This window comes from Halostagnicola sp. A-GB9-2 (genome assembly GCF_030068615.1).
Taxonomy (GTDB): Archaea; Halobacteriota; Halobacteria; order Halobacteriales; family Natrialbaceae; genus Halostagnicola.
The window spans coordinates 463,476-490,452 of record NZ_JASJOC010000001.1; the positions used below are offsets into that span (position 1 = coordinate 463,476).

General features: G+C 60.3%; 27 protein-coding genes. 14 read left to right on the forward strand and 13 right to left on the reverse strand.

All coding sequences use genetic code 11. The features are described from left to right. Positions 1-23: 23 nt before the first annotated feature. The 3 genes from QNM96_RS02355 to QNM96_RS02365 form a co-directional block, all read right to left on the reverse strand. Positions 24-1,010 (reverse strand): methyl-accepting chemotaxis protein, encoded by a 987-nt coding sequence (locus tag QNM96_RS02355; RefSeq protein ID WP_283834401.1) that lies wholly within the window; start codon positions 1,008-1,010, stop codon positions 24-26. A gap of 272 nt (positions 1,011-1,282) precedes the next feature. Further along, positions 1,283-1,576, reverse strand: a complete 294-nt coding sequence (locus tag QNM96_RS02360) for a DUF5779 family protein (RefSeq protein ID WP_283834402.1) — start codon at positions 1,574-1,576, stop codon at positions 1,283-1,285. A 160-nt stretch (positions 1,577-1,736) separates the two neighbouring features. Further along, positions 1,737-2,192, reverse strand: a complete 456-nt coding sequence (locus QNM96_RS02365) for a ferritin-like domain-containing protein (protein ID WP_283834403.1) — start codon at positions 2,190-2,192, stop codon at positions 1,737-1,739. Between the two features lie 171 nt (positions 2,193-2,363). Between QNM96_RS02365 and QNM96_RS02370 the strand changes: the two genes are divergently transcribed. From QNM96_RS02370 to QNM96_RS02395, 6 genes are all read left to right on the forward strand, one after another. After that, on the forward strand, positions 2,364-2,768 hold the full coding sequence (locus QNM96_RS02370) for a hypothetical protein (RefSeq protein ID WP_283834404.1): 405 nt from the start codon (positions 2,364-2,366) through the stop codon (positions 2,766-2,768). Between the two features lie 39 nt (positions 2,769-2,807). Beyond that, the gene (locus QNM96_RS02375) at positions 2,808-3,581 is read left to right on the forward strand and encodes a CDP-alcohol phosphatidyltransferase family protein (protein WP_283834405.1); all 774 of its coding nucleotides are present in this window, start codon (positions 2,808-2,810) and stop codon (positions 3,579-3,581) included. A gap of 275 nt (positions 3,582-3,856) precedes the next feature. Then, positions 3,857-4,885: a zinc-binding alcohol dehydrogenase gene (locus QNM96_RS02380; protein WP_283834406.1), complete on the forward strand. Its 1,029-nt coding sequence runs from the start codon at positions 3,857-3,859 to the stop codon at positions 4,883-4,885. Between the two features lie 104 nt (positions 4,886-4,989). Continuing rightward, the gene (locus QNM96_RS02385) at positions 4,990-5,451 is read left to right on the forward strand and encodes a 6-carboxytetrahydropterin synthase (protein WP_345782511.1); all 462 of its coding nucleotides are present in this window, start codon (positions 4,990-4,992) and stop codon (positions 5,449-5,451) included. Positions 5,452-5,457: 6 nt separating this feature from the next. Further along, positions 5,458-6,582 (forward strand): glycosyltransferase family 4 protein, encoded by a 1,125-nt coding sequence (locus QNM96_RS02390; protein ID WP_283834407.1) that lies wholly within the window; start codon positions 5,458-5,460, stop codon positions 6,580-6,582. A 34-nt stretch (positions 6,583-6,616) separates the two neighbouring features. Further along, positions 6,617-7,567, forward strand: a complete 951-nt coding sequence (locus QNM96_RS02395) for a class I SAM-dependent methyltransferase (RefSeq protein ID WP_283834408.1) — start codon at positions 6,617-6,619, stop codon at positions 7,565-7,567. A gap of 50 nt (positions 7,568-7,617) precedes the next feature. Here the strand turns inward: QNM96_RS02395 and QNM96_RS02400 are convergent, their stop codons facing one another. Both QNM96_RS02400 and QNM96_RS02405 read right to left on the reverse strand, forming a co-directional pair. Then, entirely contained in the window at positions 7,618-8,301 is a 684-nt protein-coding gene (locus QNM96_RS02400) for a hypothetical protein (RefSeq protein ID WP_283834409.1), read from the reverse strand. A gap of 116 nt (positions 8,302-8,417) precedes the next feature. Further along, the gene (locus QNM96_RS02405; protein WP_283834410.1) at positions 8,418-9,401 is read right to left on the reverse strand and encodes an NDP-sugar synthase; all 984 of its coding nucleotides are present in this window, start codon (positions 9,399-9,401) and stop codon (positions 8,418-8,420) included. Positions 9,402-9,509: 108 nt separating this feature from the next. Between QNM96_RS02405 and QNM96_RS02410 the strand changes: the two genes are divergently transcribed. Together QNM96_RS02410 and QNM96_RS02415 are read left to right on the forward strand one after the other, a co-directional pair. Continuing rightward, on the forward strand, positions 9,510-9,800 hold the full coding sequence (locus QNM96_RS02410) for a transcriptional regulator (protein WP_283834411.1): 291 nt from the start codon (positions 9,510-9,512) through the stop codon (positions 9,798-9,800). A gap of 139 nt (positions 9,801-9,939) precedes the next feature. Continuing rightward, complete coding sequence (locus tag QNM96_RS02415; RefSeq protein ID WP_283834412.1) at positions 9,940-10,311, forward strand: hypothetical protein; 372 nt, start codon at positions 9,940-9,942, stop codon at positions 10,309-10,311. A gap of 110 nt (positions 10,312-10,421) precedes the next feature. On the opposite strand, the gene QNM96_RS02420 is transcribed toward QNM96_RS02415, so the two are convergent. The 4 genes from QNM96_RS02420 to QNM96_RS02435 all read right to left on the reverse strand — a co-directional run bounded on the left by QNM96_RS02420 (position 10,422) and on the right by QNM96_RS02435 (position 16,468). Further along, the gene (locus QNM96_RS02420; RefSeq protein WP_283834413.1) at positions 10,422-10,847 is read right to left on the reverse strand and encodes a Rieske 2Fe-2S domain-containing protein; all 426 of its coding nucleotides are present in this window, start codon (positions 10,845-10,847) and stop codon (positions 10,422-10,424) included. A 357-nt stretch (positions 10,848-11,204) separates the two neighbouring features. Next, entirely contained in the window at positions 11,205-12,743 is a 1,539-nt protein-coding gene (locus QNM96_RS02425) for a TrkH family potassium uptake protein (protein WP_283834414.1), read from the reverse strand. After that, a complete protein-coding gene (trkA, locus tag QNM96_RS02430) occupies positions 12,743-14,077 on the reverse strand; it encodes a Trk system potassium transporter TrkA (RefSeq protein WP_283834415.1) in 1,335 nt (444 codons plus the stop codon). Before trkA ends, QNM96_RS02425 begins: the two co-directional genes overlap by 1 nt. 63 nt (positions 14,078-14,140) lie before the next feature. Beyond that, complete coding sequence (locus QNM96_RS02435; RefSeq protein ID WP_283834416.1) at positions 14,141-16,468, reverse strand: amino acid permease; 2,328 nt, start codon at positions 16,466-16,468, stop codon at positions 14,141-14,143. A gap of 440 nt (positions 16,469-16,908) precedes the next feature. Between QNM96_RS02435 and QNM96_RS02440 the strand changes: the two genes are divergently transcribed. The 6 genes from QNM96_RS02440 to QNM96_RS02465 all read left to right on the forward strand — a co-directional run bounded on the left by QNM96_RS02440 (position 16,909) and on the right by QNM96_RS02465 (position 22,445). Next, on the forward strand, positions 16,909-17,364 hold the full coding sequence (locus tag QNM96_RS02440; RefSeq protein ID WP_283834417.1) for a universal stress protein: 456 nt from the start codon (positions 16,909-16,911) through the stop codon (positions 17,362-17,364). 15 nt (positions 17,365-17,379) lie between these two features. Then, complete coding sequence (locus QNM96_RS02445; RefSeq protein WP_283834418.1) at positions 17,380-18,048, forward strand: TrkA family potassium uptake protein; 669 nt, start codon at positions 17,380-17,382, stop codon at positions 18,046-18,048. After that, positions 18,048-19,598: a TrkH family potassium uptake protein gene (locus QNM96_RS02450; RefSeq protein ID WP_283834419.1), complete on the forward strand. Its 1,551-nt coding sequence runs from the start codon at positions 18,048-18,050 to the stop codon at positions 19,596-19,598. Before QNM96_RS02445 ends, QNM96_RS02450 begins: the two co-directional genes overlap by 1 nt. A 252-nt stretch (positions 19,599-19,850) precedes the next feature. Beyond that, positions 19,851-20,282: a universal stress protein gene (locus QNM96_RS02455; protein WP_283834420.1), complete on the forward strand. Its 432-nt coding sequence runs from the start codon at positions 19,851-19,853 to the stop codon at positions 20,280-20,282. Positions 20,283-20,431: 149 nt separating this feature from the next. Continuing rightward, a complete protein-coding gene (locus QNM96_RS02460; RefSeq protein WP_283834421.1) occupies positions 20,432-21,226 on the forward strand; it encodes an Lrp/AsnC family transcriptional regulator in 795 nt (264 codons plus the stop codon). A 121-nt stretch (positions 21,227-21,347) separates the two neighbouring features. Then, on the forward strand, positions 21,348-22,445 hold the full coding sequence (locus QNM96_RS02465) for a saccharopine dehydrogenase NADP-binding domain-containing protein (protein WP_283834422.1): 1,098 nt from the start codon (positions 21,348-21,350) through the stop codon (positions 22,443-22,445). A 100-nt stretch (positions 22,446-22,545) separates the two neighbouring features. Here the strand turns inward: QNM96_RS02465 and QNM96_RS02470 are convergent, their stop codons facing one another. The 4 genes from QNM96_RS02470 to QNM96_RS02485 form a co-directional block, all read right to left on the reverse strand. Further along, positions 22,546-23,469: an aminotransferase class IV gene (locus QNM96_RS02470; RefSeq protein ID WP_283834423.1), complete on the reverse strand. Its 924-nt coding sequence runs from the start codon at positions 23,467-23,469 to the stop codon at positions 22,546-22,548. Positions 23,470-23,473: 4 nt separating this feature from the next. Continuing rightward, positions 23,474-24,196, reverse strand: coding sequence for an aminodeoxychorismate/anthranilate synthase component II (locus tag QNM96_RS02475; RefSeq protein ID WP_283834424.1), 723 nt, complete (start codon positions 24,194-24,196; stop codon positions 23,474-23,476). Then, positions 24,189-25,877: an anthranilate synthase component I family protein gene (locus tag QNM96_RS02480; protein WP_283834425.1), complete on the reverse strand. Its 1,689-nt coding sequence runs from the start codon at positions 25,875-25,877 to the stop codon at positions 24,189-24,191. Before QNM96_RS02480 ends, QNM96_RS02475 begins: the two co-directional genes overlap by 8 nt. Positions 25,878-26,068: 191 nt before the next feature. Next, on the reverse strand, positions 26,069-26,932 hold the full coding sequence (locus QNM96_RS02485) for a helix-hairpin-helix domain-containing protein (RefSeq protein WP_283834426.1): 864 nt from the start codon (positions 26,930-26,932) through the stop codon (positions 26,069-26,071). Positions 26,933-26,977: the final 45 nt, after the last annotated feature.

Below are 26,977 nucleotides of genomic sequence, written 5' to 3' on the forward strand. Positions count from 1 at the left end.
CCGACCAGCGACGACGAGATGGGCTATACCTGCGGGTTGGCGTTCGGCGAAAAGTCGTCGACGACGTGTTCGAACGTTCGGTTGATTTCTTCGATCTCCTCGGTCTGGGTTTGCACTTCGTCGGCGATCTCTCGAGTCTCCTCGGCGATGGTTTCGGCACTGGCGACGGTTCGATCAGCCATGCTCGCGACCTCCTCTGTACTGGCCGCCTGTTGGTCCGTCGCGTCCGCAACCTGGGCGATCCCCTCCGAAACGTCGTCGACGGTTTCGTGGATCTCGTCCAGAATGTCGATCGCCTGATCGACCGTCTCGATTCCCTCCTCGATGCGGTCGTTGTTCGCACCTAGGTTTTCGACGGCCGTGCCCGTGTTCTTCTGGACGTCTTCGATCATCCCCTCGATTTCGGTCGCACGAGTCTGTGAATCCTCAGCGAGTGACTTTACTTCCGACGCGACGACGCCGAATCGGTCGCCGTTTCCGTCGGCTCCGGCAGCCTCGATGGAGGCGTTGATCGCCAGGATGTTCGTCTGGTCGGCGATATCGTTGATAACTTCGACCACTTTGTCGATCTCCTCGGCGCTTTGCTGGATCGCCTTGACATCCCGAGCGACGACATCCGCCGCTTCCTGAATTTCTTCCATCGCAGTCGCGAGGTCGGTTGCCGACTCCTGGCCCGTCTCGGCGAGATCCTGGGCCTTCTCGCTCGCGGCCGCAACCTCCTCCGAGGACGAGGCGATCTCCTCGACGGACGCGGAAAGGTTAGACGCCTCGTTAGCTACCTCCATGTTGGCGTCGTACTGTGCCGTCGCCTCGTCGTGAATCTCCTCGAGTCGATCACCGATTTCGACCGTGCTTTCGGTCAGCGCCTCAATCGAAGCCTCCATCTCCGTAGCAGCCTCGTGGTCGGCATCCGAACTGATATCCGTTTCAGCAACCGTATCGATGTCAGTTTCAAGGTCTTCAGTAATATCACCTGCTTCATCATCACCCTCGTGCGTATCAAACGACATTCAAATATAAAGACAGTTCCAAATCGTAAATATATTCTGGCAAACCACCCAAATAAATGATGTACACTCGACAGCTTCAGGTTCTGTGAAATCACGCCATCAATAGTTCTTGTTGAAAACGATATCCAAGCAATAGGGAGCTGTACTACCGAGCCATAGTGGGTGAATTTGATACGAAATACTCCGATAACGATCACGGGTGCGACCGATATCGGTGTCGTAGTACCAACGCGCTCGCGGGACTACCGAATCGAAGATCGTTCTCGCCCTCCCTATCCAAGGCGGCTCGTATCCACGTCGATTCCGGGAGGCGTCACGATCAGGAATCCGCGAAAGTGAACCAGGTTCCCGCCGGATTCTTTGACGTCTCGTGCAAAACCGGAAGCCAGTTCGTTGATGTCGCCCTCACCGCGAAGCACCAGCACGTTGCCGTTGGCAACGCCCTCGAGCCACGTGTTCGGGTCGGTACTACCGTCGAGCACCCCGAGGACGATACTCCCCTCGAGCTCGAATTCTTCGTCGATGTGATCCTCGACTGCCATCAGGTCGAGATCGAAATCGCTCATGTGCTCTGGGTCGAAGCGCGACGAGAAAAACGTTCCCCACGGATGAGACTATCGCGGCCGGCCGTCGCTCGTTGCCTGTGGATCGGTACCGACGAGAAACCGGTTTCGATTCGACGCGGCGCTCATCTCGAATCTCACTGGGAACTGGTCTCGAGCCGGGCTAATCCATCGGAAACTCCTTTTTGAATCCCCGAAACTCCGAGTGGTGGGCCTCCTCGTCGGTCAGAATCGTAACGGCGACGTCTTCGGTCACCGGATCGTTCGCCGCCTCTGCCGCCTCGAGTAACGAACGGTACGTTTCGATCGCGTCGTCTTCGGCCTCGAGCACGCCGTCGATAACTGATTGGACATCCGTCGTATCCGCCGGCGGCTGGAGCGAGGACTGGTGGGGCTCGAACTGCTCGGAACCCGGCGGCGACTGATCGAGCTGTTTGAGCCGCTGTCCGAGGAGCCGAGCGTGCTCGAGTTCTTCGTCGACATCCTCCTCGAGGCTCGTCTTGACTTCCTCGGCGTGAACGCCGTCGAGTACGATCGCGTTGGTCAGGTAATTCATCACCGTCTCGAGTTCGTCGAGGTACGCTTCCGTGAGCAGGGTTGTGACGTCATCTGATGACATTGCGCTGGGGCCTACCACGAGGGGGATTAAAGAACTACCAGCGGGATTCTCTCCCGGAATGGGGGGCCTTCCAACGAAGGGGGTCCCGCGATGTGAGTGATCTCCCAAAGAGCTGATAACCACCCAAAGAAGCTTTTTCCGCGTCGTGGATGGGGTCGGTATGGATCGTCTATGGCCGGTATGACTCTCCCCGGCGGTCTCGAGGTAGCGGGGGGAACGCCGATAGAGTGGGCCGCCGTCGCGCTCGTCATCCTGAGCGGCGGCATCCACCTCGCCCTCGGAATCGCGTTTCTACCGGAACCGATGGCCGTCGCTTTCGTCCTCGCCGGTCTTGGATTCTTCGGCGCGCTGATTCTCTTTTTACTCGGGATTCGACGTCGCGCGCTGTACCTCGCCGGAATTCCGTTCGTCGGCGCACAGGTCGTCATCTGGTACGCGTTCAATCAACCGTCCGGTCTCGGCGACCTCTCGAGCGGCGAAGCCGTCGACAAGGTCGCACAGCTACTGTTGATCGGGATACTCGTCGTTCTGTTGCTCCGTGGCGACGATGGCAATCAAACCAATCGGGCTCCGTGAGCGCTCCCGCCTCGCTCTCCACCAGTTACACGTCCTCCCGTGATCAAACCCATACTCGAGACCCGTTCCGCAACGCCGCTCGGACGCTGGCTAACGACCGTTCTCGGCAGCGCACTCATGGTCGCAGCGGCGCTATCCGTGGTCGGTATCGTCTGGTCGACGATCCTCACGCTCGAGTTTCTGGGCTGGGTCGTCCTCATCCTCGGGCTCGAACTGCTCGTGGTGGGTTCGGTGATCGAACGGACGCACCGTCGGATCGGCCACCAGCGGATCACCCTTGCGTCGTGGATCACGATCGCGCGAGCCGGAACGCTCGCGGTGCTGGTCGGCTTCCTCGTCGTCGGGCCGACGACGGACCTGATGGCCTGGGTGCCGAGCATACTATTCGGAATCGCCGCGGTTCTCGACGGCGTCGACGGGGCGATCGCCCGCGCGACCGAGTCGGTAACCGAACTCGGCGGCCGCCTCGACACCGAGGTCGACGCGCTGACGACGCTCGTCGGCGCGAGCGCGGTCGTCACCGCGGGGACGGCCCCGATCGCCTTCATCGCGGTCGGGGTCGCGCGGTACGCGTTCGCTCTCGGTCTCTGGTGGCGACGCCGTCGGGGACAACCGGTTCGGGAGCTACCGCCGAATCGGGCCAGAGCGCCGCTCTCCGCGGTCACCCTGCTCACGATCTGGATCGCGTTTCTTCCGGTCGTAGACGAGCACGTCTCAATGGTGCTCACCGCCGCCGTCGCGATCCCGTTCTTGCTCAACTTCGCAATCGATTGGGTGCTCGTTACCAGACGATCCGGGAGACGAACCGGTTGACTCGATCGGGACAGGACTGCTCGATCCGAAGACGGCGTCCGATGCCCCGGAAACGACTTCCGTTCGCCTCGGAAACGGCCTGCGGATTCGATCGGAGTCAGGCGCGCCCGCCGAAGACGTTTGGCCGTCCCAATCAGTCAAAAACTGCAGTAACGAACCCCTACCAAAGTGGAGCCGTGGGGATGAGCAGACCACTGTGATACTCCCTTCCCTCGTTGTTTCTCCGACCGGACCCGCGGTACTGAGAGGCGATTTCCGATGAGGCGACTCGACCGATGACCGCACGCCGACTCGAGTTCATCGGTCCCCGTTCCGTCGAGGTTCGTTCCCGTTCGATTCCCGACCCTGGGCCGGACGAGGTTCGCGTTCGAACGACCCTATCGGCGATCAGTGCGGGCACCGAGGGACTTATTTACCGTGGCGACGCCCCGAGAGAACTCCCGGCCGACGAGTCGATCGATTCCCTCGAGGGCGATTTTTCCTTCCCGCTCTCCTACGGCTACGCCGCCGTCGGCCGGGTGACCGCCGTCGGTCGCAACGTCTCCGAGGAGTGGCTCGAGCGTCGCGTCTTCGCGTACAATCCACACGAGAGTCACTTCGTTACCGACTCCGAGTCACTGCTCGAGATTCCCGACGCCGTGAGCGCACGCGAGGCCGCCCTCTTCGCGAACGTGGAGTCGGCGGTTTCATTTCTCCTCGACGGCGAACCCCTGATCGGCGAACGCGTCGCGGTCTTCGGTCAAGGCGTCGTCGGCCTCCTGACGACGGCCTTGCTCGCACGGACGCCGATCGAAACGCTGGTCGCCGTCGACAGATACGAACATCGTCGAGCGCTCGCTCGAGAACTCGGAGCCGACCGAACGCTTGAGCCGACCGCGGACGGGGCGGAGGGGGTCGAGATTTCGGACGCCTTCGAGTCGATCGCCGGCGGGCGAGCGGATCTCACCTACGAGCTCTCAGGGAGTCCGGCCGCCCTCGACGACGCGATCGCGACGGCGGGGTTCGACGGCCGGGTGATCGTCGGCTCATGGTACGGCACCAACCCGGTTACGCTCGATCTCGGCGGGCGGTTCCACCGCGATCGGATCGACGTCCGAAGCAGCCAGGTGAGTACGATCCCGCCGAGACACGAGGGCCGCTGGTCGCGCGAACGCCGCCACGCCGTCGCCTGGAACTGGCTCGAGAAACTCGACCTCGACGGACTGTTCACGCATCGACTGTCGCTCGAGCGAGCCGGAGAGGCGTATCGACTGCTCGAAACAAGTCCGGACGAAGCGGTTCAGGTACTGTTGAGCTACGAATGACGGCCGTTAACGCACGAACGCACTCCACTCGCGACCTTCCTACCAGCCATCATCCCCACCCGGTGGGCCACCCGTTTATTGTGCCGGTCGATGTACGCGGGGCCATGTACGAGGTCTCGGTCAGCCGATCGTTCGTCGCGCAACACGCCCTCACGGTTGCGGAGGCGGGTCCGGAGGGAACTCTTCACTCTCACCAGTACACGGTGACGGCGACCTTCGCCGGGCCGACGCTCGGCGAACACGGCTATCTCGTCGATATCGACGACCTCAACGACGCGGTCGACGCCGCAGTCGGCCGATTCCGCGACCAATCGTTGAACAAACTCGAGTCCTTCGACGGACACAATCCGAGCGTCGAACACTTCTCGCGGATCTTCGGCGATCGGCTCCTCGAATCCCTCGAACCGCCAACGGCGACTCGGCTCCGGATCTCGATGGCGGAAGACGATATCGCGACGGTACGTCACGAGCGAGCGCTCAAGTCGGGCACCGATTCGGTACCGACAGATCACGAGGCGGAGCGGCACATGCGCGAACAAACACCGATGGCATCGGACCGGAGCTGATGGCGGATGAACATCGGGCTGGTCGTCTACGGCGATCTCGAGCAAACGTCGGGCGGCTACCGGTACGATAGAAAACTCGTCTCGGCGCTCGAGGCGCGCGGAGACGGCGTCGATGTGATCTCTATTCCGCGACGGTCGTCTCTCCGGAACCTTGCCGACGGGTTCTCCCGCTCGCTCCGTACGAGACTGGATCAGCCGTACGACGTGCTCGTCCAGGACGAACTGTGCCACCCGTCGCTTGTGTTCCTCAACTCGCGTCTCGAGCGACCGAATTCGATCGTTTCGATCGTCCACTCGCTTCGCTCCGCGGGGGCGAACGGGATCCGTGCTCCGCTCTCTCGAACCATAGAGCGGCGGTATCTCGAGAGCGTCAACGCGGCGGTCTGTACGAGCCGAGACACGCGCGATCGGACGGTGGCGCTCGCGAATCTTCCAGCGACCGTCGCACCCCCGGGTGGCCGCGTCGAGGGTGCGGGCGTTCCGACAGCTCGAGTGAGCAGGCGAGCCACGAACGCCGCCGACCCGCTTCGAGTGACGTTCATCGGAAACGTGATCCGCCGAAAGCGCGCCAGGGCGGTGGTATCCGCGCTCGGCCGAGCCGACTGCGAGTGGCGGTTGACCGTCGTCGGAAGTCTCGAGGAAGAGCCGGCCTACGCCCGGTCGGTGGTCGCCGAGGTCCGCGATTGCGGCGTCGAGGACCGGGTGACCTTCACCGGCAGGGTGACCGATTCCGAACTCGAGTGCGTCCTCGAGCGAAGCCATGTCCTCGCGGTTCCCGCTCGCTACGAAGGGTTCGGGATGGTCCACCTCGAGGCGATGGAGTACGGCGTCGTGCCGATCGCGGGCACGGTCGGCGGAGCAGACGAGTTCGTCGACCACGGTCGAAACGGATACCTCGTCGACCCGTCTCGCCCGTCGGCGATCACCGCGATAGTCGAGCATCTCGAGGCCGACAGAAACCGCCTCACGGCACTCGGTGTGGCGGCGCTGGAGACCGCGGTGAAACACCCGCCCTGGGCGGAGACGATGACTCGAGTTCGATCGTTCCTGATCGAACGGGCGTCGGACTCGGACCGCTCCGAACCCGGATCGGCTCCGCGGTCGACCCTCGAGTCGGAGTCGTCCCCGTGACAAAAATATCAACCTCCACATCAGTATCATCACCATGACACAGTCACTGCAAGCGTACCTCGAGCACAAACGTACCGTCGACGATCGCGCGCTCAACGACCGGGTCTGGTCGGCGTTCGTCGATGGCCTCGCGGAACTCGCGGCGTTCGAGGACTCGAACGGCCGACCGAACGAACCAGTTCGAGTTCTCGAGATCGGCGGCGGAGTTGGGACTATGGTCGCGCGACTCGCCGAGCGGGACGCGTTGGCGCCGTCGGTCTCCTATCGGCTGGTCGACCTCGACGAACGGAACGTCGAGTATGCCCGACAACACCTGCCGGAGTGGCTCGAGGAAGCCGGGTACGAGGTCGAACGGAGGCGATCGAGCGTGTTGGCTCGATCGACAGACGAACGGAGCGCCGATCAAACGGTCGAGGTACATCTCGAGGCGGGCGACGCGTTCGAAGCTCCCGATCGAGACGGCGAACGTTCGGAGGCGGACGCCGTCATCGCAAGCGCCGTCCTCGACACCGTCGACCTCGAGTACGCGCTGGGTCGAATTCCGGATCTGCTCCGAACCGGCGGACTGTTGTACGCGCCGATCACCTACGACGGGACGACGACGTTCTCGCCCCCCGATCCGCTCGACGAGCGGCTCACGGAGCTGTACAACCGCCACATGGACGAGATTCGGGACCGACCGGGAAGCAGTCGGGCGGGGCGAGAACTGTTCGCGGCCCTCGACCGACCTGGGAGCGAGTTCGACCTCCTCGAGGTCGGCGGCTCCGACTGGATCGTCCGACCCCGCGACGGGGCGTACCCGGCCGACGAAAAGGCGTTCCTCCGACAGCTTCTCGAGACGATCGACGGGGCGCTGGCGGCGTATCCGGAGACGGCGCTCGCACCGACGGATCGACAGCGGTGGGTCGATACGCGGCTGTCCCAGCTCGAGCGAGGCGAACTCAGCCTGATCGCGCGCCACCTCGACGTGCTGGCTCGTCTGTGAGCGACCTCCTCTGCAAACGAGCCGGGAAGCCGCGTGGTATCCGGACGGAATTACTCGCCGACAGCGGTCCTCTCGGCGTCGGTCGCCCCCAACCACCACGCGATTCGATCGATTTCGAGGCGACGAAACGACGTCTTCATCGCGAGCCACTCACAGGATGCGATCGAACGGAGCGGATTCGACGCGTCGAGCGCCGGCGAATCGATTTCGGTAGAGATCGACTCGAGAAACGCCGCAACCGCAGGATCCGGTTTGACCGTGTCGACGCCGGCGAGGATCCGGAGGTACTGCACGCTCGAGGGGCCGACGCCGGAGATACCGCCGATCGGGTCGGCTTCGTACCGGTAGATGTCCGCCTCGGCCGCCCAGACCTGTAACGATTCGAGGTCGCCGTCCTCCGGACGACGCTCGAGTCGATCGGCGATCTCGAGTAGCACGTGGCGTTTGCGCCGAGCGCCGACGGCTTCGACGAGGTCGTCGTCCTCGAGCGTGAGCGACGCGAGATCCGACAGGGACGCGAGCCGACCGCTCTCGACGAACGAGTCGCGAAATCGCTCGACGGTCGGCTGGATCCCGCCGGTGAAGCTCTGGCCGGTCGTCGAAGCGGCGGCCTCCGTAACCAGAAGGAGTGGGTTGGATCCGGTGAATCGATCGAACTCCAGAAACGCGTCTGCGAGCGCTTTGTAGGGTATCCCTTCCGCGCGTCGCTCGAGGATCGCCTCGACGGTACTCATACTGTTCGCTCGAGGGAATTCAGGTTGGAACGAAATAGTCCTATCGGCGAATCGAAGTCGGGGGTGGACGTTGCTCGAAGGGAGCAACTGGCGAAGCGTACGAAGTGAGCCGGGGCCTACTCGAGGCCCTCCGGGGCGTGATTCGTGATCGTCGTGTGTGCCCCGATGAGCGCACCCGCCAGATCCAAGTTCTCGAGGTGGGTCCCCTCGTCGATGATCGAGCGACGAATATCGCCGTTTCGAACCGTGGCGTCGGGGAAGATGACGGCGTGGTCGAGATCCGTCTCCTCGAGCGTCGCGCCGTCCATCACGTGGACGTTGTCGCCGATCGTGGCGTTCTCGAGGGTGGCCGTGTCGGCGATCATCGACTTCCCGTTGAGGTGCCAGGCGACCGCGTTGAGGTAACTCTCCGGCGTGCCGATATCGAACCACGCGTCCTCGAACGTGTACGCGTGCGTTTGCACCCGGTTCTGGAGCCACTGGACGAACCAGCCCGGCTCGTCCGGGTTGTTGCCGTCCTCGAGGTACGTCCCGAGGAGCGACAGCGCATCTTGGGGAAACGCATAGCACGCGATAGAGACGAGCGTGCTCTTCGGGTCGTCGGGTTTTTCCTGAAAGTCTACGACTCGATCGCCCTCGAGTTCGACCAGGCCGTAGGACGACGCCTTCTCTCTCGAGCCGACGTCGTAGGCGGCGAGCGTCGGCGTCTCCTTTCGTTCGAAGTAATCGAGGAAGTCGGAAACGTCGAAGCTGATCAGATTGTCGCCGGCGATAACGAGCAGGTCGTCGTCGACTTCTTCTCGTTCGACGAGTTGGGCGAGCGCGCCGACGACGCCGAACTTGTCGGCTTCTTCGCTGGTATCTTCGATGGAGAGGCGGGGCTTTTCGAACTCGGTCTCTGCGAGATGGGTCTCGAAATCCGGCGCGAACCGTTCGTTCGTGCTCACGTAGACTTCGTCGATCCGATCGTCGTTCTCGAGGGACTGAAAGATCCGATCGATGACGGTGGAGTCGCCGATGGGGAGGAACATCTTGGGCCGATGTTTCGTAATCGGCCACATCCGGGTCGCGTACCCACCTGCAAGGACGACGGCCTTCATGGCACGGATTTCACCGGCTGGATGTAAGTCACTTACCCTTTCTACAGTTTCAGACCGCCCATCGAGCGAATACCAACACGTAAGCCGTCCCGGCCACTCCAAGCAACTATGCGAGAGGCAGACGAAACGACCCGACAGCGTCTCGCAGACGCCCTCCGAAAAGACGCTGCGACGCCGAGCGAGTTGGCAGTTCAACTTGATCTAACACCCAATTCGATCGTTCGACACGCCAAACACGTCGCTCGATCGGTCGACGGCGACGGCGAGGAGTTTCTCGTGGCACCGCCGACGTGTCGCGACTGCGGGTTCGACGACTACGACGACCTGCTTAACCTTCCGTCGCGGTGTCCCTCCTGCAAGAGCGAGTCGATAGCCGAACCGACCTTCACCATCGAATGAGCACCCCACGTTCCGTTACCGAGGATGCTGTCTCGCTCGAGACAGTATCGAGAACCGGACGGAGATGGAAGCGTTTCGACACTAATATTTACCGGGCAGGCTAGAAGCTGTACGTGACCCGCCGCGGCTCGAGGAATTCATGACTACGCCAGCCCACTCAACGACCGACTGCGCCGAGTTCGTCCTGGCAGCACTCGACTGGCTCGAGTCCCAGGAAGCGCCATCGACGGCAGTCGAAGACGGACTCGAACTGCTTGCCGATCAGCGCCGACGGCTCTTGCTCGAGGTGATGCAAAACTACGGCGAATCGATCACCCTCCCCGACGCGGCAGAGGAAGTTGCGAAGCGAGAAACGGGCGAGCCCGTCTCGGAGATATCGGCCCAAACGGTCGCCAACGTCTACATCTCGCTGTACCACGATCACCTTCCGCGGCTCGTCGAAGCCGAGTTAGTCGAGTACAATCAGGATCGCGACCTCGTTTCGCCCGGCCCGCTTCGGTACTCGGAGTGAGGAGAGGCCTCGGTCGCGTTGGTGCAATTCTCGGTCGTGTGGGTGCGTTTGAGAAGCCGCTGGGCCCGAGGTCCGCGTTCACTTCTCGAGGACAACGGAGAGATACCCGATCAGAACTCGACGTTCGAGGTCGAGGTGCGATCGACCTCGTCCTCCGGGATCGGGCCGGGGCCAAGCAGGTCGTAGGCATCGTCGGCGAGATACACGGCACCGTCGTCGACTGCGACCTCGATATCGGGGAGATGGGCCCCTTCGCAGGGCCCGAACGTGCACTCTCCCGAACCCGCCTCGAAGTAGGCGCCGTGGTTTTCGCAGATAATCTCGCCGTTTCGCATCGAAGCGCCCGATCCCTTGTCGAGTTTGATGTGCGTAAAGTGCTGACAGTAGTTCAGCCAGCACTCGATTCCGCCGTTTTCTCGAACGAGTATCGCCTCCCGGACCTCGTTCGCATCGCCGTCGGTCTCGACGACGCGAAATACGTACGTCGACTCGTCGGGAACAGCCTCGAGCGCTGCGATACGGCGTGTCGGATCCATCAGCTATCGGTTTTTATCGTATTGTGGTGAACGTTACGGACCTCGTTTCGAGAGACGCAGGAGCGAACCGACGCGTTCGGGCGGTCTCCGACAACACGACCGGCCGAACGTTGAGCATTACGTGATAAATCCGACAGCGAAGTCCGTACGCTGGAGATGATCACTGTTACCTCCTTCTGTTAAAAACCGATCTCCGACGGGTTGAATCGGATTCGATCGTCACTGAGAACCGTCTTCTGTGGCTTCGGAGCGATTCGCGAAACGCCCTCGCCGGTCGTTTGCTCTCCGCACAAGTCGACGACAGGGTATCAAGCCGATGACCAGGGCCTACCCGAATCGGGATGAACTCGAGTCCCTTCAGGATCGCCAGTACGCGGCTGTGAGCAAAACCAACACCGGAAAAATCTCGAGGCGGCCGATCCACATATAGAGAATCATGAGGAGCTTTGAGCTCATCGGGAACTCGTTGTACCCTCCCATTGGGCCAACGACACCGAAGCCTGGTCCGATGTTACCGAGCGTTGCGATGGACGCTGTTAGAAGGTCGAGCGTGTGGGGATCGAAGTCTGCCGTTCGAGATGTGTCGGCAGCAAGCAATAGGAACCCGCTAAAAAACAGTATAAGGAATAGCAGTGTGAACGCGTAAATTCCTCGGATAGCTTCCTCGTCGAGCGTTTTTCCGTTCATTCGAACGGGCCGAACCGCTTCCGGATGGATCGTCGTGAAAATCTCACGTCGCAGTGATTTGATGATCACCAGCCAACGAAGAATTTTGATTCCGCCACCGGTCGAACCAGCTGACCCACCGAGGAACATCACGAACAACAGCAGCGCTTTCGCCGGATTGCCCCACGCGTCGAAGTCCATATTCGCATAGCCCGTCGAATTGGTCAACGACGCGATCTGGAACGCGGCGTACCGAGCCGATCGTTCTATGTTTCCGCCAATCTGGCCAGTTTCTGTAGTCTGAAGGGTTGCGTCGAAAAAGAGAAGAACGGTTCCGACGAGTGAAAACACCGTTACAGCACCGAAATAGAATCGGAATTCGTTGTCGCGTAATATAGCCCAGGGATCTCCCGAGATGACGTACCACCACAGCACGAAGTTGACGCCAGCGATGAACATGAACGGGATGATGAGCCACTGAACGATCGGCGAGAAAGCCTCAATGCTCCGGGCTTCCGGGGAAAACCCGCCGGTCGGAAGGGTCGTAAACCCGTGGGCAAACGCGTTGTACAGGCCCATATTCGGCGCGAGGCCTGCAAGATGGAGGGTGTACAGTAACGCGATCAAGAGGACGGTAAATCCGATATAGGCGATCCACAGCACGCGAGCAGTTTCGGCGATGTGAGGGGTGAGTTTCGAAATCCCCGGACCGGGCACTTCGGCTTTCATCAATTGGGCACCACCGACAGCCATCTGCGAGAGGATTGCGACGGCCAGAACGATGATTCCCATTCCACCGAGCCACTGGGTCAGCTGGCGCCACATCATGATAGCCCGGGAGTGCGTATCAAACGAAATATCTCCCATCACCGTCGCCCCTGTGGTTGTGAAGCCACTCATACTTTCGAACAGGGCATTTACGGGATGGGCGATCGTCCCGTTTCCCGTCAGAATGTATGGAACAGCTCCGAAGACAGCCGCGAACAACCACGTGAACGCAACCACGAAGAACGCTTCTCGAGCACCCGGAGTGGGATTGGGATCGAACCGTCGAAGTGATATGCCGAATCCGGCCGTGAGAACCATCGAGACGACGAATACCCAGAGATCTTCACCGCCGTACCCTAACGCAACGACTATCGGGACGACGAACGCAAGCGAAAGAAAAGTAAGGAGCGTCCCAACGAGGCTCAAACCGGCGCGCCAGTCGACCCGGAAGTAATGGCGCATCAGATCGCCTCAACGACCTCATCGAGGACTTCCGAGTCGACAAACACGACGATATGATCCCCTGGTTTGATGACCGTCGTGCCACGAGGTGTTACGAGTTCACCGCCCCGAGAGATCGCCCCGATGATGACCCCGTCTGGGAGGGCATCCATCGAATCCTGGATCTGCTGTCCGATGATATCGCTGTCGAGCGTGGCTTCGATTTCGATTACTTCCGCACGGTCGTGTTCGAGCATCGCGACCTTCTCGGTACGGTTCGTCCGTGTGAATCGAACGATCTCTTCGGACGTTTCTTCTCGGGGGTTGATCGCGACGTCGATACCGACGGTTTCGAACAATTCGGCGTACTCGAGATTCTCGATGATAGCAACCGTTCGATCGACACCGAGCCGTCGAGCCAGTAGTGACACAAGCAGGTTCTTTTCGTCGCTACCGAGCGAAGAGATGACGATATCGGCTTCGTCGATGTGCTCTCGCCCGAGGAATTCGATGTCAGTTGCGTCACTCTTGAGAACCGTCGTGTGAGGGAGCTCCTCCGCGACTTCGCGAGCGCGATCGTGATCTTGCTCGATCAGTCGCGGACGGTAGCCGTGATTCTCGAACTCTCGAGCCGCTTGATATCCGATCTCGCTCGCGCCGACGATGACGATCTCGTCACTGTCGGCCCGATTGTTCCTTGTGATATCGTCTGCGAATGTAGTTACTGAATCGGCGCTTCCGATGACAACGACGCGGTCACCCGGCTGGATTACCGCCTCACCGGTGACGACGATCATGTCGTCGTCGCGGAAGATCGCCGCGAACGTCAGCGAGTCGTATCGATCGGCTTCTCGGACGGGCTGATTGGCGATCGGACTATCCGTGGCAATTTCGAACTCTGCCGTACGAACGAGTCCGCCGATGAACGTATCGACGTCCTGTGCCGCAGGAAGTCCCGAAATGCGGAAAATCGTCTGGGCGGTCAACAGATCCGTACAGACCATGAAGTCGACGCCGAATCCGCCCTGGGATCCCTCCCAGGTTTCGAGCAAGGTCCGTCGCCTGACACGAGCGATGGTGAAGGCGTCAGTCGCCGTCTTGACGCTCCCGCAGATGACGACGTTTGACTCGTCACTATCGGTACAAGCGATCACTAAATCAGCTCGCTCGACGCCTGCCTCGCGAAGCGTCTCTATCGTCGTCCCGTCTCCGTGGATGGCAAGGACATCGTGGGAGTACGTCAGTTCTTCGACGACCCGGTCATCACGATCGATCACGATCACGTCATTAGAGGGCGCGAGATTGCTGGCGATCGACTGACCGACTTCACCAGCACCGACGACGATTACGCGCACAGGAACCACCTTTGGACTAGCACGGTTGAACGATTACACTGAATATTTTGCTCCATCGATCAGTCACCTCTCTAACCGCTGTATAATGGCCTGACGGAACGTTCGTGGAGCTCTATTCTCTCCGCGAGCCATTAGTACTGTGCCATCGCTCTGTTGGACGATTTGCTGCGGTACCGATCCGTAAAGGGCCTGTGCGACGGTGCTCGATCCCGTAGCGCCGATACAAACGGTTTCGTACTCCGAGACGGCATCGATGAGCGTGCCGCGAACATCGTCGCTGACCAGAACGTGCGATTCGTACTCGTCCTCGTCGAGTTCGGCTTGTGTCGCAACGTTCCTGATTACATCTCGCCCGGCCGATTCTGGATCGCTCTCTTCCCTCCCGTCAGCCGTCGGTTGGACGTTCAACAAGGTAAGCGTACTCTCTGGGAATACCCGATGGAGTTCGCCGGCACGCTGTGCCGAGGCGGGTGCGTGTGGTCCACCTCCCGCAAGCGTGACGATCGACTCCGGATTGACGCTCGGATTCTGAACGAGCGTTACCTCGCATGGAGCACGCTCGAGGAGCGGATCGATCGTCGATCCGAAGAGCACGTCCCGTCGTCTGCGCTCACCCCCCCACCCGAGAAGGACGTGATCGGCTTGTTCTTCGTCTAAAACCGACAGAAGCGTTTCACCCGCATCTCGACCGACAATAGCCCGCGTCCTGATCGAGACGTCGAGTTCTTCGGCGGCGTCACGAGCGTTCTCGAGGAGTGCCCGTTGGTTCTCGACCCGTTCCTCTTCGAACTCGATCTGGGAAGGGGACGTCTGCGGGGGGACTTCGATCACGTTGACTGCGACCAGTTCACCGGGTTGATCTCGATTTGCGGCGCTGGCAGCTGCATAGCGAATAAGTGGATGTTGGGTTTCCGGATTCGAAACGGGAACGACCACGCGGTAGACGTCGTCGTCGACCGCTTGGCTTCCGGCGGGTGCAACAGCCTCTCCGATGAGGGTTGTCGAAAGGGCCTGGTCCTTGGCATAGAACTGGTACCAGACGATTCCAAAGGCGACGATTCCGAGACCGATCAATTGCACCCATGAGAGCCACAGTGAAACCTGCGTGCCCCCGATTTCGACGGTGGCGACCGATTCCCCCATTTGAACCATCACGATAAGACACGCGACGAACCCGACGACCGGAACGACCGGGTATAGAACGGACGGGATACGGAAATCCGGGTCGTAATCGTCAGGCTCCGCTCGTCGGAGGACGATGACGGCGACGTGAACCAGCGCGTACGTGATGAGGAACATGAAGCTAGCGACGTCGGCGAGCGTATCGATCGGGAGCGGGCTTATGATGAGTGCAAGAATGACAACCCCCGTCGCAACGATTGCGCGAAACGGCGTCTGATAGTCGCTGTGGATTTTGTTGAGCCAGTTCGTCAGGATCTGATCACGCCCCATTGCGAAGTTGACGCGCGCGGCGGACAGAATCGAGGCGTTCGCGGAGGAAATCGTCGCCAGAATTGCGCCGATGATCATGATACTAAAGCCGACCGTGGCGAACTCGAGGGTAAATCCTGCGATCGTTACCGAACCGAACGCTCCGGCCGCCACTTCTGCGACATCGGCGACGGGAACGTCGGTCTCGGCCAGGACGCCTATCGGAAGCGTCCCAGTACTCACTAACATCACGAGGACGTAGAGGATCGTCGGCGTGACGACCGCCGCAATCATCGACAGTGGGAGGTTCCGACCGGGATTTTTGATCTCTTCGGCGCTGGTCGCGATCACTTCAAAGCCGATGAACGTCACGAAGACGGTTCCAGCAGTCGCACCAACCGCCGGCCATCCACCGTCCGATGTGAACGGGACGAGGAGGTCCGTATCGACGTTCAACAGGCCGACTCCGATGAACGAAATGATCAGTGCGATGAGAAAGATGACGATTACGTTCTGTAGGGATCCAGTTTCCTTGACACCACGATAGTTGAGAGCGACGAGAAGCGACGACATGACCAGTGCCACGAGAACGACGGTAAGAGCGCTCGAGGGCTGGTCGAGCAGATATTGACCGAATCCGAGCATGTAAAATGCCGTCGCAAACATGAGCCCGGCCCACATCCCGAAGCCGACGATCGTTCCGAAAAAGCTCCCGAGCGCGTGATTGACGTAGTAGTAACTCCCGCCGGCTTTTGGCATTCCCGTCGCCAGTTCTGACAGTGAAAGTGCCGCGAGTAGCGCGATGATACCCCCGATGGTGAACGAAACCATACTTGCGGGGCCCGCGCTTTCGGCAACGATTCCTGGAAGGACGAAAATACCTGCACCGATCATGGTCCCGAGACCGAGCGTATAGGCTTCCAAGAATCCAAGATCGCGAGCGAGCTCTTGGTCAGCCATCGCAGCCGACACCCCGTTGGGCGCGTAGGGAGACCGCTCCGGAGAGCCCACTGGTTTCGGATTCCGAAATTCTGCACATATAAAGGTGCCTGATTCGGCATTCAAATAAATGTATTGTCTTCCCAGTAGCTGCGGTAGCCACTTTCAGATACACAATGCTCCGTTCAAGCTCACTTTTGAATTAGAAAGCCGACTCTCGCGTTAGCCAACTTCTCCGTCGTAGTGATCCACCACTGGGGAGATCGGGTTCTCGACCCAAGACGTATCTCATCTCCGGGGAATGTTCCATATTCTCCCCCCATATATAACTAGTGTTTCGGATTCCGATATTAGATAGATTTATATTATCGAATCCTGAATGCTGTCAGTGTGGAGTAAGGTGACACTCACAACATCAATCGGACGGCAGTATAAACGGCTTGTCGTCACGGAGGTTAGCGATGGCTGATCCGCTATTGGCACACGTAGTCGTCCCAATCGGAACTGAGGACGATGCAACCGCTACCTGCGACGCCCTCGAGCCGTTCATCGATGAAGAAATAACGAAGATTACCGTCGTTCACGTCATCGAACGAACCGAAGGGTATCCCGACAAAGCACCCTTCGAAGCCCGAAAAAATGTCGCGGAACGAATTTTTCGCATCGTTGCGGACCGGTTTCAAGATCGGATCGATATTGAAAGCGAACTCCGATACGGGACGGACCCAGTCGAGGAAATCTTCGCCACCGCCGAATCCGTTGACGCAACAGCGATCGGGTTTACGCATCAACCCGATAGCCGCCTGAAAAGATTCCTCTCACGAACGGATCCGTACCAATTCGTTACCGAAAACGAACAGCCCGTAATCGCATTTTCACGAGTCGAATCGAGTGACTCGAACGACACAGCGACCTAACGTGGTGATCCAAACATGTATATCGTAATTGTCGGCGCGGGAAGTATCGGCTCGAACTTGATCGAGCGCGCAGTTTCAGATGGAAACGATGTCGTCGTCATTGAGAACGACGAGGAACGAGCAAGCGCTGTCGCTTCCGAGTACGACTGTCTCGTTCTGAACGCCGACGCGACGAAAAACGGCACACTCCGGGATGCGGACATCAATCGTGCTGACGCCGTTATCACAACCACGAACGTCGATGCCGTCAATATCATGGTAATGTTGCTCGCACAGGAACACGACGTTACGAACCTCGTCAGCGTCGTTCACGACCCGGAGAATCTACCAGTGTTCGAGAAAATCGGGGTCACGCTCATCGAAAATCCACAACGGCTGATCGCTGATTATCTCTATCACTCGGTTCGGTACCCCGGTGTCAGTGATTTCATCGAACTCGACGACAACACCGAGCTAGTCGAGTTAACCGTCGCCGAAGATGCGCCGATGAGCGGTCAGCTTCTCGAGGTGGCGACGGAATCCGGAGCGTTGCCCGACGGTTGTCTCGTCGTTGCACTCAAACGAGGTGAAGAGATACGAGCTCCACGAGGGAATACGACGATTCGAGCAGGTGATCAGATTACGCTGTTCACGGACGATGTATCGCTCGCTGATGCGGTCGCGGCATTCACGGGCGAGTATTAATGGCTATCCAGTTCAAGACCGTGGTCCGGGATGTCGGACGGATCGTTCAGGTTGTCTCGCTCATGGCGTTCGTTTCCGTTCCGATCGCCGTGGTGCACGGCGAATACTATGCAGTGCCAGCATTCGTGATCTCTGGATTACTCATGCTCGCAATCGGCGTTGCTCTCGCCCGGAGTTTCACCGACGCGCCGGATCCCGGAAAGCTACACGGGATGCTCATCGCCGCGACTGCGTGGGGCGTCGTCGGTATTTTCGGCGCGCTACCGTTCTTGGTTATCGCGTGGACGATTACGCTGGACCCGCTTCCAGCGTGGACGAACACGCCGTCGATAAACGACACGGTTGCTGTCTTTCGTCAACCGATCAACGGTATCTTCGAAAGCATGAGCGGCTTCACCAGTACGGGATTGACGATGGCGACAGTTGAAGACGACCTGCCTCGGTCGCTACACTGGTGGCGTTCGTTCACCGAGTGGGTCGGCGGCGTCGGCGTTATCGTCCTCACCGTCGCTATCCTCGCACGGCCGGGAAGCGGTTCCCTCACGCTTTACGAAAGCGAAGCGCGTTCGAAGAAAATCCACCCCAGTATCGTTTCGACCGTCCGTGAAATCTGGAAAATTTACTTCGGCTTTACTATCGTTGCAATCGCTCTGTTTCTCGTCGTTGGAATGCCCGTTTGGGGGGCGGTCAATCACGCGATGACGGCTATCGCCACCGGCGGGTTTTCGATCCACGCCGATTCGATCGGCTATTATGGCGAGCCACTGATCGAGTACGCCGTCATCCCGGTGATGATAGCCGGCAGTATCGCGTTCCCGATCCACTATCTCATTCTCAAGGGCGAATTGCGGAACTTCTATGCCGATATTCAGACGCGATGGGTATTCGTCTGGTTCGCCGCGGGTTCGATTACCCTCACTGCAGTCTTATCTCTGAACGGTCAATACGAAACCGTCGAGGAGACGTTTCGGACTGCGTTGTTCCAGTTCGTTTCCGCAACTTCGAACACCGGGTTCGGGACAACGACGATTGGAGATGGGACGGAACGTGCCTGGACCGCCGGTGCGACACTTTTTATCTGCCTCGGCATGCTGACCGGTGCGGCAGCCGGATCGACAGTCGGCGGTCTCAAACTGATCCGTGTCATCACACTAGTCAAAGGAACAGTGTGGCAAATCCGAAACGTATTCTCACCGGATAGTGCGATTCGACAGCTTTCCCTCGGGAAACGAACCCTCGGGGAGAATCAGGTCCAGCGCGAATACACTGAGGCTGCTGTCGTCCTCGTCCTTTGGATCGCCTTTCTTATCGTCGGCGTGGCTGTCCTCCTGTGGACGCTTTCCCCGGGGTATCCGGTCGAGTATGTGATATTCGATGTGATGAGCGCACAAAGTAACGTCGGGCTTGACGCAGGCATTACCGGGTCGAACATGCCGGAGACGGCCAAAGTTATGTTGCTGTTCAATATGTGGATTGGGCGTCTAGAGATAATACCCATTGCAGTGTTGATCGGCGCGGTCTTCAAGAGTGCCGGTCTCTACGAAACGTAATTCTGTGCGTCCAACTGAGCAGGTAGTGCTGAAGGCAACGTATCCCTCAATAAAGGTCTGGTTTTGAAATAGAATTCTGAAGGCATGTTATCTTTTTACTCCTGTGTGAGGGAGATATATATGGGCGTATCGAAGATACTGTCATATGGGAGGTAATTCAATCCAGTGCTGGGACCGACTTACTACAGACAACGAAGCTGTCACTCGTTCGCATTTCCCGCAAACGGGTGCAGTTACTGAGACCGACAGCCAATGACGTCACAACTACTCGAGCAGGTCATCGTCCCGATTGCTACTGAGGAAGACGCTCAGAAGACGTGCGACGCGCTGAAAGTACACGTTGATGCTGACGCACAACTACACATTGTTCACGTAATCGAAAAGGGCGGTGGTTCACCTGACAAAGCCCCGATCGGGGCGCGACAGCGGCAAGCAGACGAGATATTCGAACGCGTTGAAAAATCTCTGGAGTCGGCCGGATACGAACTCGAAACCGAACTTCGGTACGGCACGAGCGTCATCGACGAGATTGTAGCGGCAGCTACCGAAAGCGATGGAACCGCGATCGCCTTCGTTCCACGAGAGGGAGGACGGATCACTCGATTGCTGACTGGGGACAAAACCCGAGATCTCGTTGCGATAGACCAAGTACCCGTAATCGCACTCCCTAACGAATCAACGTAGGACAGTTACTGCCCGCTATCCTCCGTGGACTGTCTTACAGCAAAAAGAGTGGGAAATCGACCAAATACTGGTAATCGAAGACGTGCCGCGTTCTACCGATTGATCGAGAGTACCGTAGATATATATTTCAAAGCACCGCAGAACAACGTATGGGAGACGGAACTGGTGGCAGTTATCGACTCGACGAAATCGATCGGCGGATTGTCTATGCGTTAATGTCCGACGCTCGGAACACGTCGGCTCCGGCGATCGCGGCGGACGTTAACGTCTCCGGTGCGACTATCCGAAACCGGATCGCACAACTCGAGGAGCACGGAATCATCGAGGGGTACCGCGCAACCGTTGACTTCGAACACGCGGACGGCTCGTTGATGAATTTGTTTCTGTGCCACGCGAAGTTCGGGGACGTAGAGGGGGTAGCCCGTCAAGTAGGTGCGATATCCGGCGTGATCAACGTTCGGGAGTTGATGGGCGGGCGCATGAACCTTCACGTACTCGCCGTCGGATCGGATACCACGGATCTCAGACGGATCGGGCGAGAACTGGAAAAGTTAGCAATCGAAATCGAAGACGAATTTCTGTTACAGCAGGAACACAATTTCCCGTACACGCCGTACGGACCGGCAGACAGACGGCGTCTCGAGCCCCTCGCAGATTACATCAGCTTGAGCGGTGGTGCCGAAATCGTCGAAGTCACCGTTCACCAAGAGGCACCGCTTGCCGGCCGAACGCTCGAGCAAGCCGTCGATGAAGGTGTGCTCGAGGATCGGACGCTCGTCGTGGCGATCGAACGCGGCGACTCGATCATCACTCCCCACGGTGAAACCGAGGTTCGTCCGAACGATGTCGTAACGGTGTTTTCACCCAGCGGGAACAACGGTCCCGAATTACGCGGGTTTCAGGGCCCAAACGAAGAGTTCGGTTCGTCGACGCGGGTCGATTGAGTCCCCTCCCTCGACTTCTTAATCGAGATTGTTCGAAGCGGATCGGTCGTCTCCGACACTGCGAACATAACGTACGAATCGTCTGACTTAGATTTAACAGACGTCCCGCCCACAACAGCCTATGGAAAGGCTCCTCATCTACGGCTCCTACGGATACACGGGTCGGCTGATCGTCCGAGAGGCCGTTTCGCGGGGCGAATCACCGGCTATCGCCGGACGGGACGGAAAGCAGGTGAGCGAACAGGCCCACGAGAACGATCTCGAGGGGCGAACGTTCTCCCTCGAGGCCGACATGGCGTCCCACCTCGCCGAGTTCGACGCCGTCCTGAACTGTGCCGGGCCATTCGTCGAAACAGCCGAGCCGCTGGTCGAAGCGTGTCTCGAGACGGGAACGGACTATCTGGACATCACGGGCGAGTTTCGCGTCTTCGATCGGATACGACGCCAGGACGACCGCGCTCGAGAAAAGGGGATTACCCTACTTCCGGGGGTCGGATTCGACGTGGTTGCGTCCGACTGCCTGGCCGCGTTTCTCTCCGAGCGACTGCCGAGCGCGGACGAACTCGCGATCGGCGTGGCGGGGATGGATTCGCGCCGTGGAATTCCAGCGCCGGGAGACGTATCACGCGGCACGGCGAAGACGCTCTTCAGCGGGAGCGCAACCACTAACGTCATCCGCAAAAGCGGCTCGCTCGTCCGGGTACCGATCGGCTTTCGAAGCCGAAAAATCGACTTCGGCGACGGCCCCGAACACGCGGTGACGATCCCGCTCGGGGACGTAGTCACCGCCGCTCAGACGACCGGCATCGAGAACGTCGAGGTGTACGCCGCCATGCCCTCGTGGACCGACCCGGCGATGTCGGCCCTCGGGTCGGCCGCCTGGCTCCTCGAGAGTCGCCCGGTGCAAACACTGGCAGAGCCGGCGATCGACGCGCTGATCCACGGACCCGGCGAATCAACGCTCGAGACCGGCGAAACCGTCGTCTGGGGCGAAGTCCGAAACGGGGAACGGACCGTACGGGGCCGGATTCGAACGCCGAACCCGTACGCGTTGACCGCAAAATCAGCCGTCGAGGCCGCGAGAAGAGTCCTCGAGGGAACAGTTCCGTCGGGGGCACAGACCCCGGCCAACGCGTTCGGGTCCGAGTTCGTCCTCGAGTGTTCCGACAGCGAACGGGAGCTCCTTGAGTCCCCGGCGGTCGTTGACGTTGAGAGCTAATTGCTCGAGTGCCGTCAAGCGGTTCGGAACGCGTGCCGAACAAGCCAACCAAGCCGCCAGTACCAGTCAATCAACCCGTCAGTACCAGTTAACCGAGCTGTCAGTAACACTGCGTCTCGACGCGTTCGTCGTACGCCCGCGAGAGCGTCTCGAGAACCCTCCCGTCGTCGTTCCCTCGGTTGCCGCCGGTTCCGTTGCTCTCGGCCCCGTCACCGCCGACGGCTCCCCCATCGAACGAGCCGACGGGTCGCAGTTCCCACGTCGTATTCGTCAGGAACACGCTATCGGCGTTTCGGAGTCTCTCGGGCGTATACCGCCCCTCCTCGACGGGGACGCCAATTCTCTCAGCGCATTCGAGAACGACGCGCCGTGTGATCCCCGGGAGAACGGGGCCGTCGGTCGTCGGCGTGTACAACGTGGCGTCCTCGACGAAGAAGACGTTGCTCGTCGCTCCTTCAGCGACGAATCCTTCGCCGTCACAGAGGAGCGCCTCGTCGCCGTCCTCGAGTTCCTGTCGCGCCAGAATCCCGTTGAGGTAGTTGTGGGTCTTCGCCGAAGCGGGCACTGCTTCGTCGGGAATCCGCCGAGTGTCGACCGTCTCGAGAATAGCGGGCTCGTCCCAGACCGGTTCGCCGTCGATTCCACCTCGCGGAAGCGACCCGACGTAGACGACGACTGTCGGGTCGACGTCGGGATCGGGCGTCAGCTTGCCGGGCTGGACGCCGCGGGTGATCGAGAGCCTAACGTAGGCGTCCTCGAGTTCGTTGGCCGACAGCGTCTCGTCGATTCGCGACCGAAGGTCCACCCTCGAGAGCCCGTGGTTGAGCCCGAGCGCGTTGCAGGTTTCCTCAAGCCGATCCGCGTGGGCGTCCCACTCGAAAACCGTGCCGCCGTAGGCGCGGAGCGTCTCAAACGCGGCGTCGCCGTATCGAAAGCCCCGATCGTCGGCGCGGACGGTCGCCTTCGATGCGGGGACGAGGTCGCCGTCGACGTGATAGGTTACTTCTTCGGATGGGTCGGACATCGTGTTACCTCGAGTCACCCCCGCTTGATTCTGCGGTTCGCTCCGTATTTTCCGCCGCAAACGTACAGAAGTTCCGGATCAGTCGTTTCCCGACCTCGAGCGAGATCGATTCGCCTCGAGTCCGAACATTACGGCTCCCGTTTTCGGAAGCTCTCTCAACCTCCTTCCTGACCTCCGAATCGGTTTCTCGAGTGAGGATGCTCTCGGGATGGAACTGCACGCCGATGTGGGGTTTCTCGCGATGGCGAACGCCCATCAACACCCCGCGCTCGTCGGCCGTGCTGGCGGTTTCCTCGAGCGCGTCGGGAAGCTCCCCGCGTTCGACCGCGAGCGAGTGATAGCGCCCGACCCGAAACGGTTCGGGGACGCCCGCGAAAATTCCTTTGCCGTCGTGAGTGACGAGCGAGGGTTTCCCGTGAACGACCTCGGGCGCGTGGACGACCGCCGATCCGTTAGCCGCACAGAGTGCTTGATGTCCCAAACAGACGCCGAGAACCGGATACTCGGTTTCTGCGAACAGTGGAATCGAAATCCCAGCGTCCTCGGGCGTTCCCGGCCCCGGTGAAACGACGATTCCGGAGGGGTCGAGCGCCGAAACGTCCTCGAGGTCGATCTCGTCGTTGCGCCGGACGACGACCTCGTCGGCGACTTCGCCGACGTACTGGACGAGGTTGTAGGCGAACGAGTCGTAGTTGTCGACGACGAGAATCGTCGTTCCGTCACTCATCTTGATCACCCTCCGGCTCTCCAATGTCGCTCTCGAGTTCTTCAGCATCACCGACGCTCTCGAACACTCCATCGTCCCGATCCAGCTCCTCGCCATCACCGCCGCTCTCGAGTCCCATCTCGGCTCGCTCCCCGAGGGCCTCGTCGACAGCGGTCAGCAGGGCTCGAGCCTTATCGAGAGTTTCGTCGTACTCCCGATCGGGAACCGAGTCCTCGACGATACCCGCGCCGACCCGGAGGTGATACTCGTCTTCGTGGCGAACGAGGGTTCGAATCACGATGTTCAGCGTGGCGCGGCCGTCGAAGCCGAAAATGCCCACGCTTCCCGTGTAGGGTCCCCGTCGGGTCGCCTCGAGTTCGTCGATGATCGCCATCGTTCGGGGCTTTGGAGCGCCGGTGATCGTGCCGCCCGGGAAGACCGCCGCAATTGCGTCGGCGAGGGATTCGCCCTCCCGAAGCCGTCCGGTGATGTCCGAGACGAGGTGCATGACCTCGGAGTACCGATCCACGCGACGGTACTCCTCGACGTCGACGGAGCCGTAGGCACAGACCTTCCCGAGGTCGTTTCGCTCGAGGTCGACCAACATCGCGTGCTCGGCGCGCTCTTTCTCGTCGCCGAGGATGTCCGCCTCGAGCGCCCGATCCTCCACAGCGGTCTCGCCCCGAGGACGGGTGCCGGCGATGGGCTCGGTCCGAACGAACGAGTCTTCGCGCTCGAGTAAGAGTTCGGGGCTCGCACTCACCAAATCCGCGGCGCGGAACTCGAGCAGACAGGAGTACGGAGCCGGGTTTACGCGCCGGAGCGCGTCGTAGGCCGCGACGGGGTGGACCGCGGCGGGAGCAGTGAGTCGCTGCGAGATGTTCGCCTGAAAGGTGTCGCCGTCGTGAACGTATTCTTTCACTTGACGTACCCGCTCGGCGAAGGACTCTCGGCCGCAATCGCTCTCGAAGGTCGCCTCAGGCGTCGAGACGGGCGGATCGGGTGAATCGATATCGCCCTCGATCGCGTCCCGTGTGAGTTCTAGCGCGCGATTCCGGCCGCGTTCGTACGCGGACTCGATGGCGTCGTCCGCGACGGCTTTTCCGCCAGCTTCGATATCGCCGTCGGGATCGATTCGCGGACAGGCGGTCACGCGGAGCGTAACCTCGCCGTCGGTCGGTTCCTCCCAGGCGGCGAGACGGTCGTAGAATTCCACCTCGAGTTGTGGCAGGTCTCTATCGTCGACGGCGGATTCGGGAAGTTCTTCGAGTTCGCGCACGATATCGTAGGAAAGCCAGCCGATCGCTCCACAGGGGTAAGGAACCGTACAGTCGCCACGAACGAGCTGATCGCCCTCGAGCAGTCCCTCGAGAGCGGCGAGTGTGGGAGACGATGACTGATCGTCGTCTCCGTCTCGGGTCGCGACCGCCCGGCTAACGGTGAGTCTGTCGACCGGATCGACGCCGAAATAGCCCCAGCCGGGTTGTCCGCCGGTCGTCTCGAGGAACGCACCGCCAGCCCCCTTACGCGCTCGTCGGTACGCCAGAAACGAATCGTCGACGGAAACGCGAACTTCGATCGGAACGCGAACGCCCGTCGTCTCGACTCTCTCACTCGTTTCGCCTCGGCCCGCCCGCTGCAGTTCGGATCGAACGGTCTCTCGAACGGACTCGAGCGATGTCACGACCCGCGGCGCAGTCATACGTCCGGGAACGAGTCACCGAACTAATCATCTTGCGGTTTCGGGAACGATTGCAAGAAAGAAGCAGGCGGACTCTGTGGAATCCAGATGGGAACACAACTCGTCGGGAGACAGCGGGTCGTCTCAAGGAGAGACGGGTCAAATTGACTTCTGTAACGCGCCAAAGCGACCTGAACACGCCAAACTGACGGTTATCGGACCTGCGCTCTGTCGATCCAACCCTGCAGTCGTGTCTCCGAAATATCCGTGTCGTCGGCCAGTTCCGCTGCGTTGGCTTCCGCGAGCGCTTCAACGGTTTCGACGCCCGCCTCGGTGAGTCGGTCCGCGTAGGCCGGACCGATTCCCTTGATCGAGTCGGTCGGCTCGCCGTCGACAGCCACCTCAGCCGCCGCCGATTCGGCCTCGTCGTCAGATTCGGAGTCGGCGGCTTGCTCATCTTCCGCCGGCGTCTTGTCGGCCGTCGGCGTCGCATCGGCTTCGGTCGGGCCGGTCGCTTCGGCCGGCTCTGCGGCCTCGGCCGCCGAGTCCGGCGTTTGGGTCATCGAATCGGTCGAACTCGAGGCCGCGGTGCCGGCCGCCGCGGCGTCCTCGACGGATTCGGAGTCGTCCGGTTCGCCGTCGTCGGATGGAGCCTCGTCCCCGTCGTCGGTGGTTGTATCGGCGTCGGTGGCCATCCCGTCGTCGTCTTCGACGGTCTCGGAGTCGTCGCTGGCTTCGGAGTCGTCGCTGGCTTCGGAGTCGTCGACATCGTCCACCTCCGGCGCGGGGTCCTGTTCGGGTGTCTTTTCGGTCGTCGGCGTCGCATCGGCTTCGGTCGGGCCGGTCGCTTCGGCCGGCTCTGCGGCCTCTGCCGTCGAATCGGTCGACTGAGTCATCGAACCGGTCGAACTCGAGGCCGTCGATCCGGCGGCTGCAGCATCATCAGCCCCGTCCTCGTTCGTCTCGCTCTGGGTCCGCTCACGTTCGACAGTGACCCCGACGTCTCGAGAACGAGCCGATTCGGATCCCGAGTCACCGAGACCGAGCATCGACTTCAGCTTCTGAAGGATTCCCATTAACCGAACATTGTTGATTCGCTCACTTAAACCCGTTCGATCCGG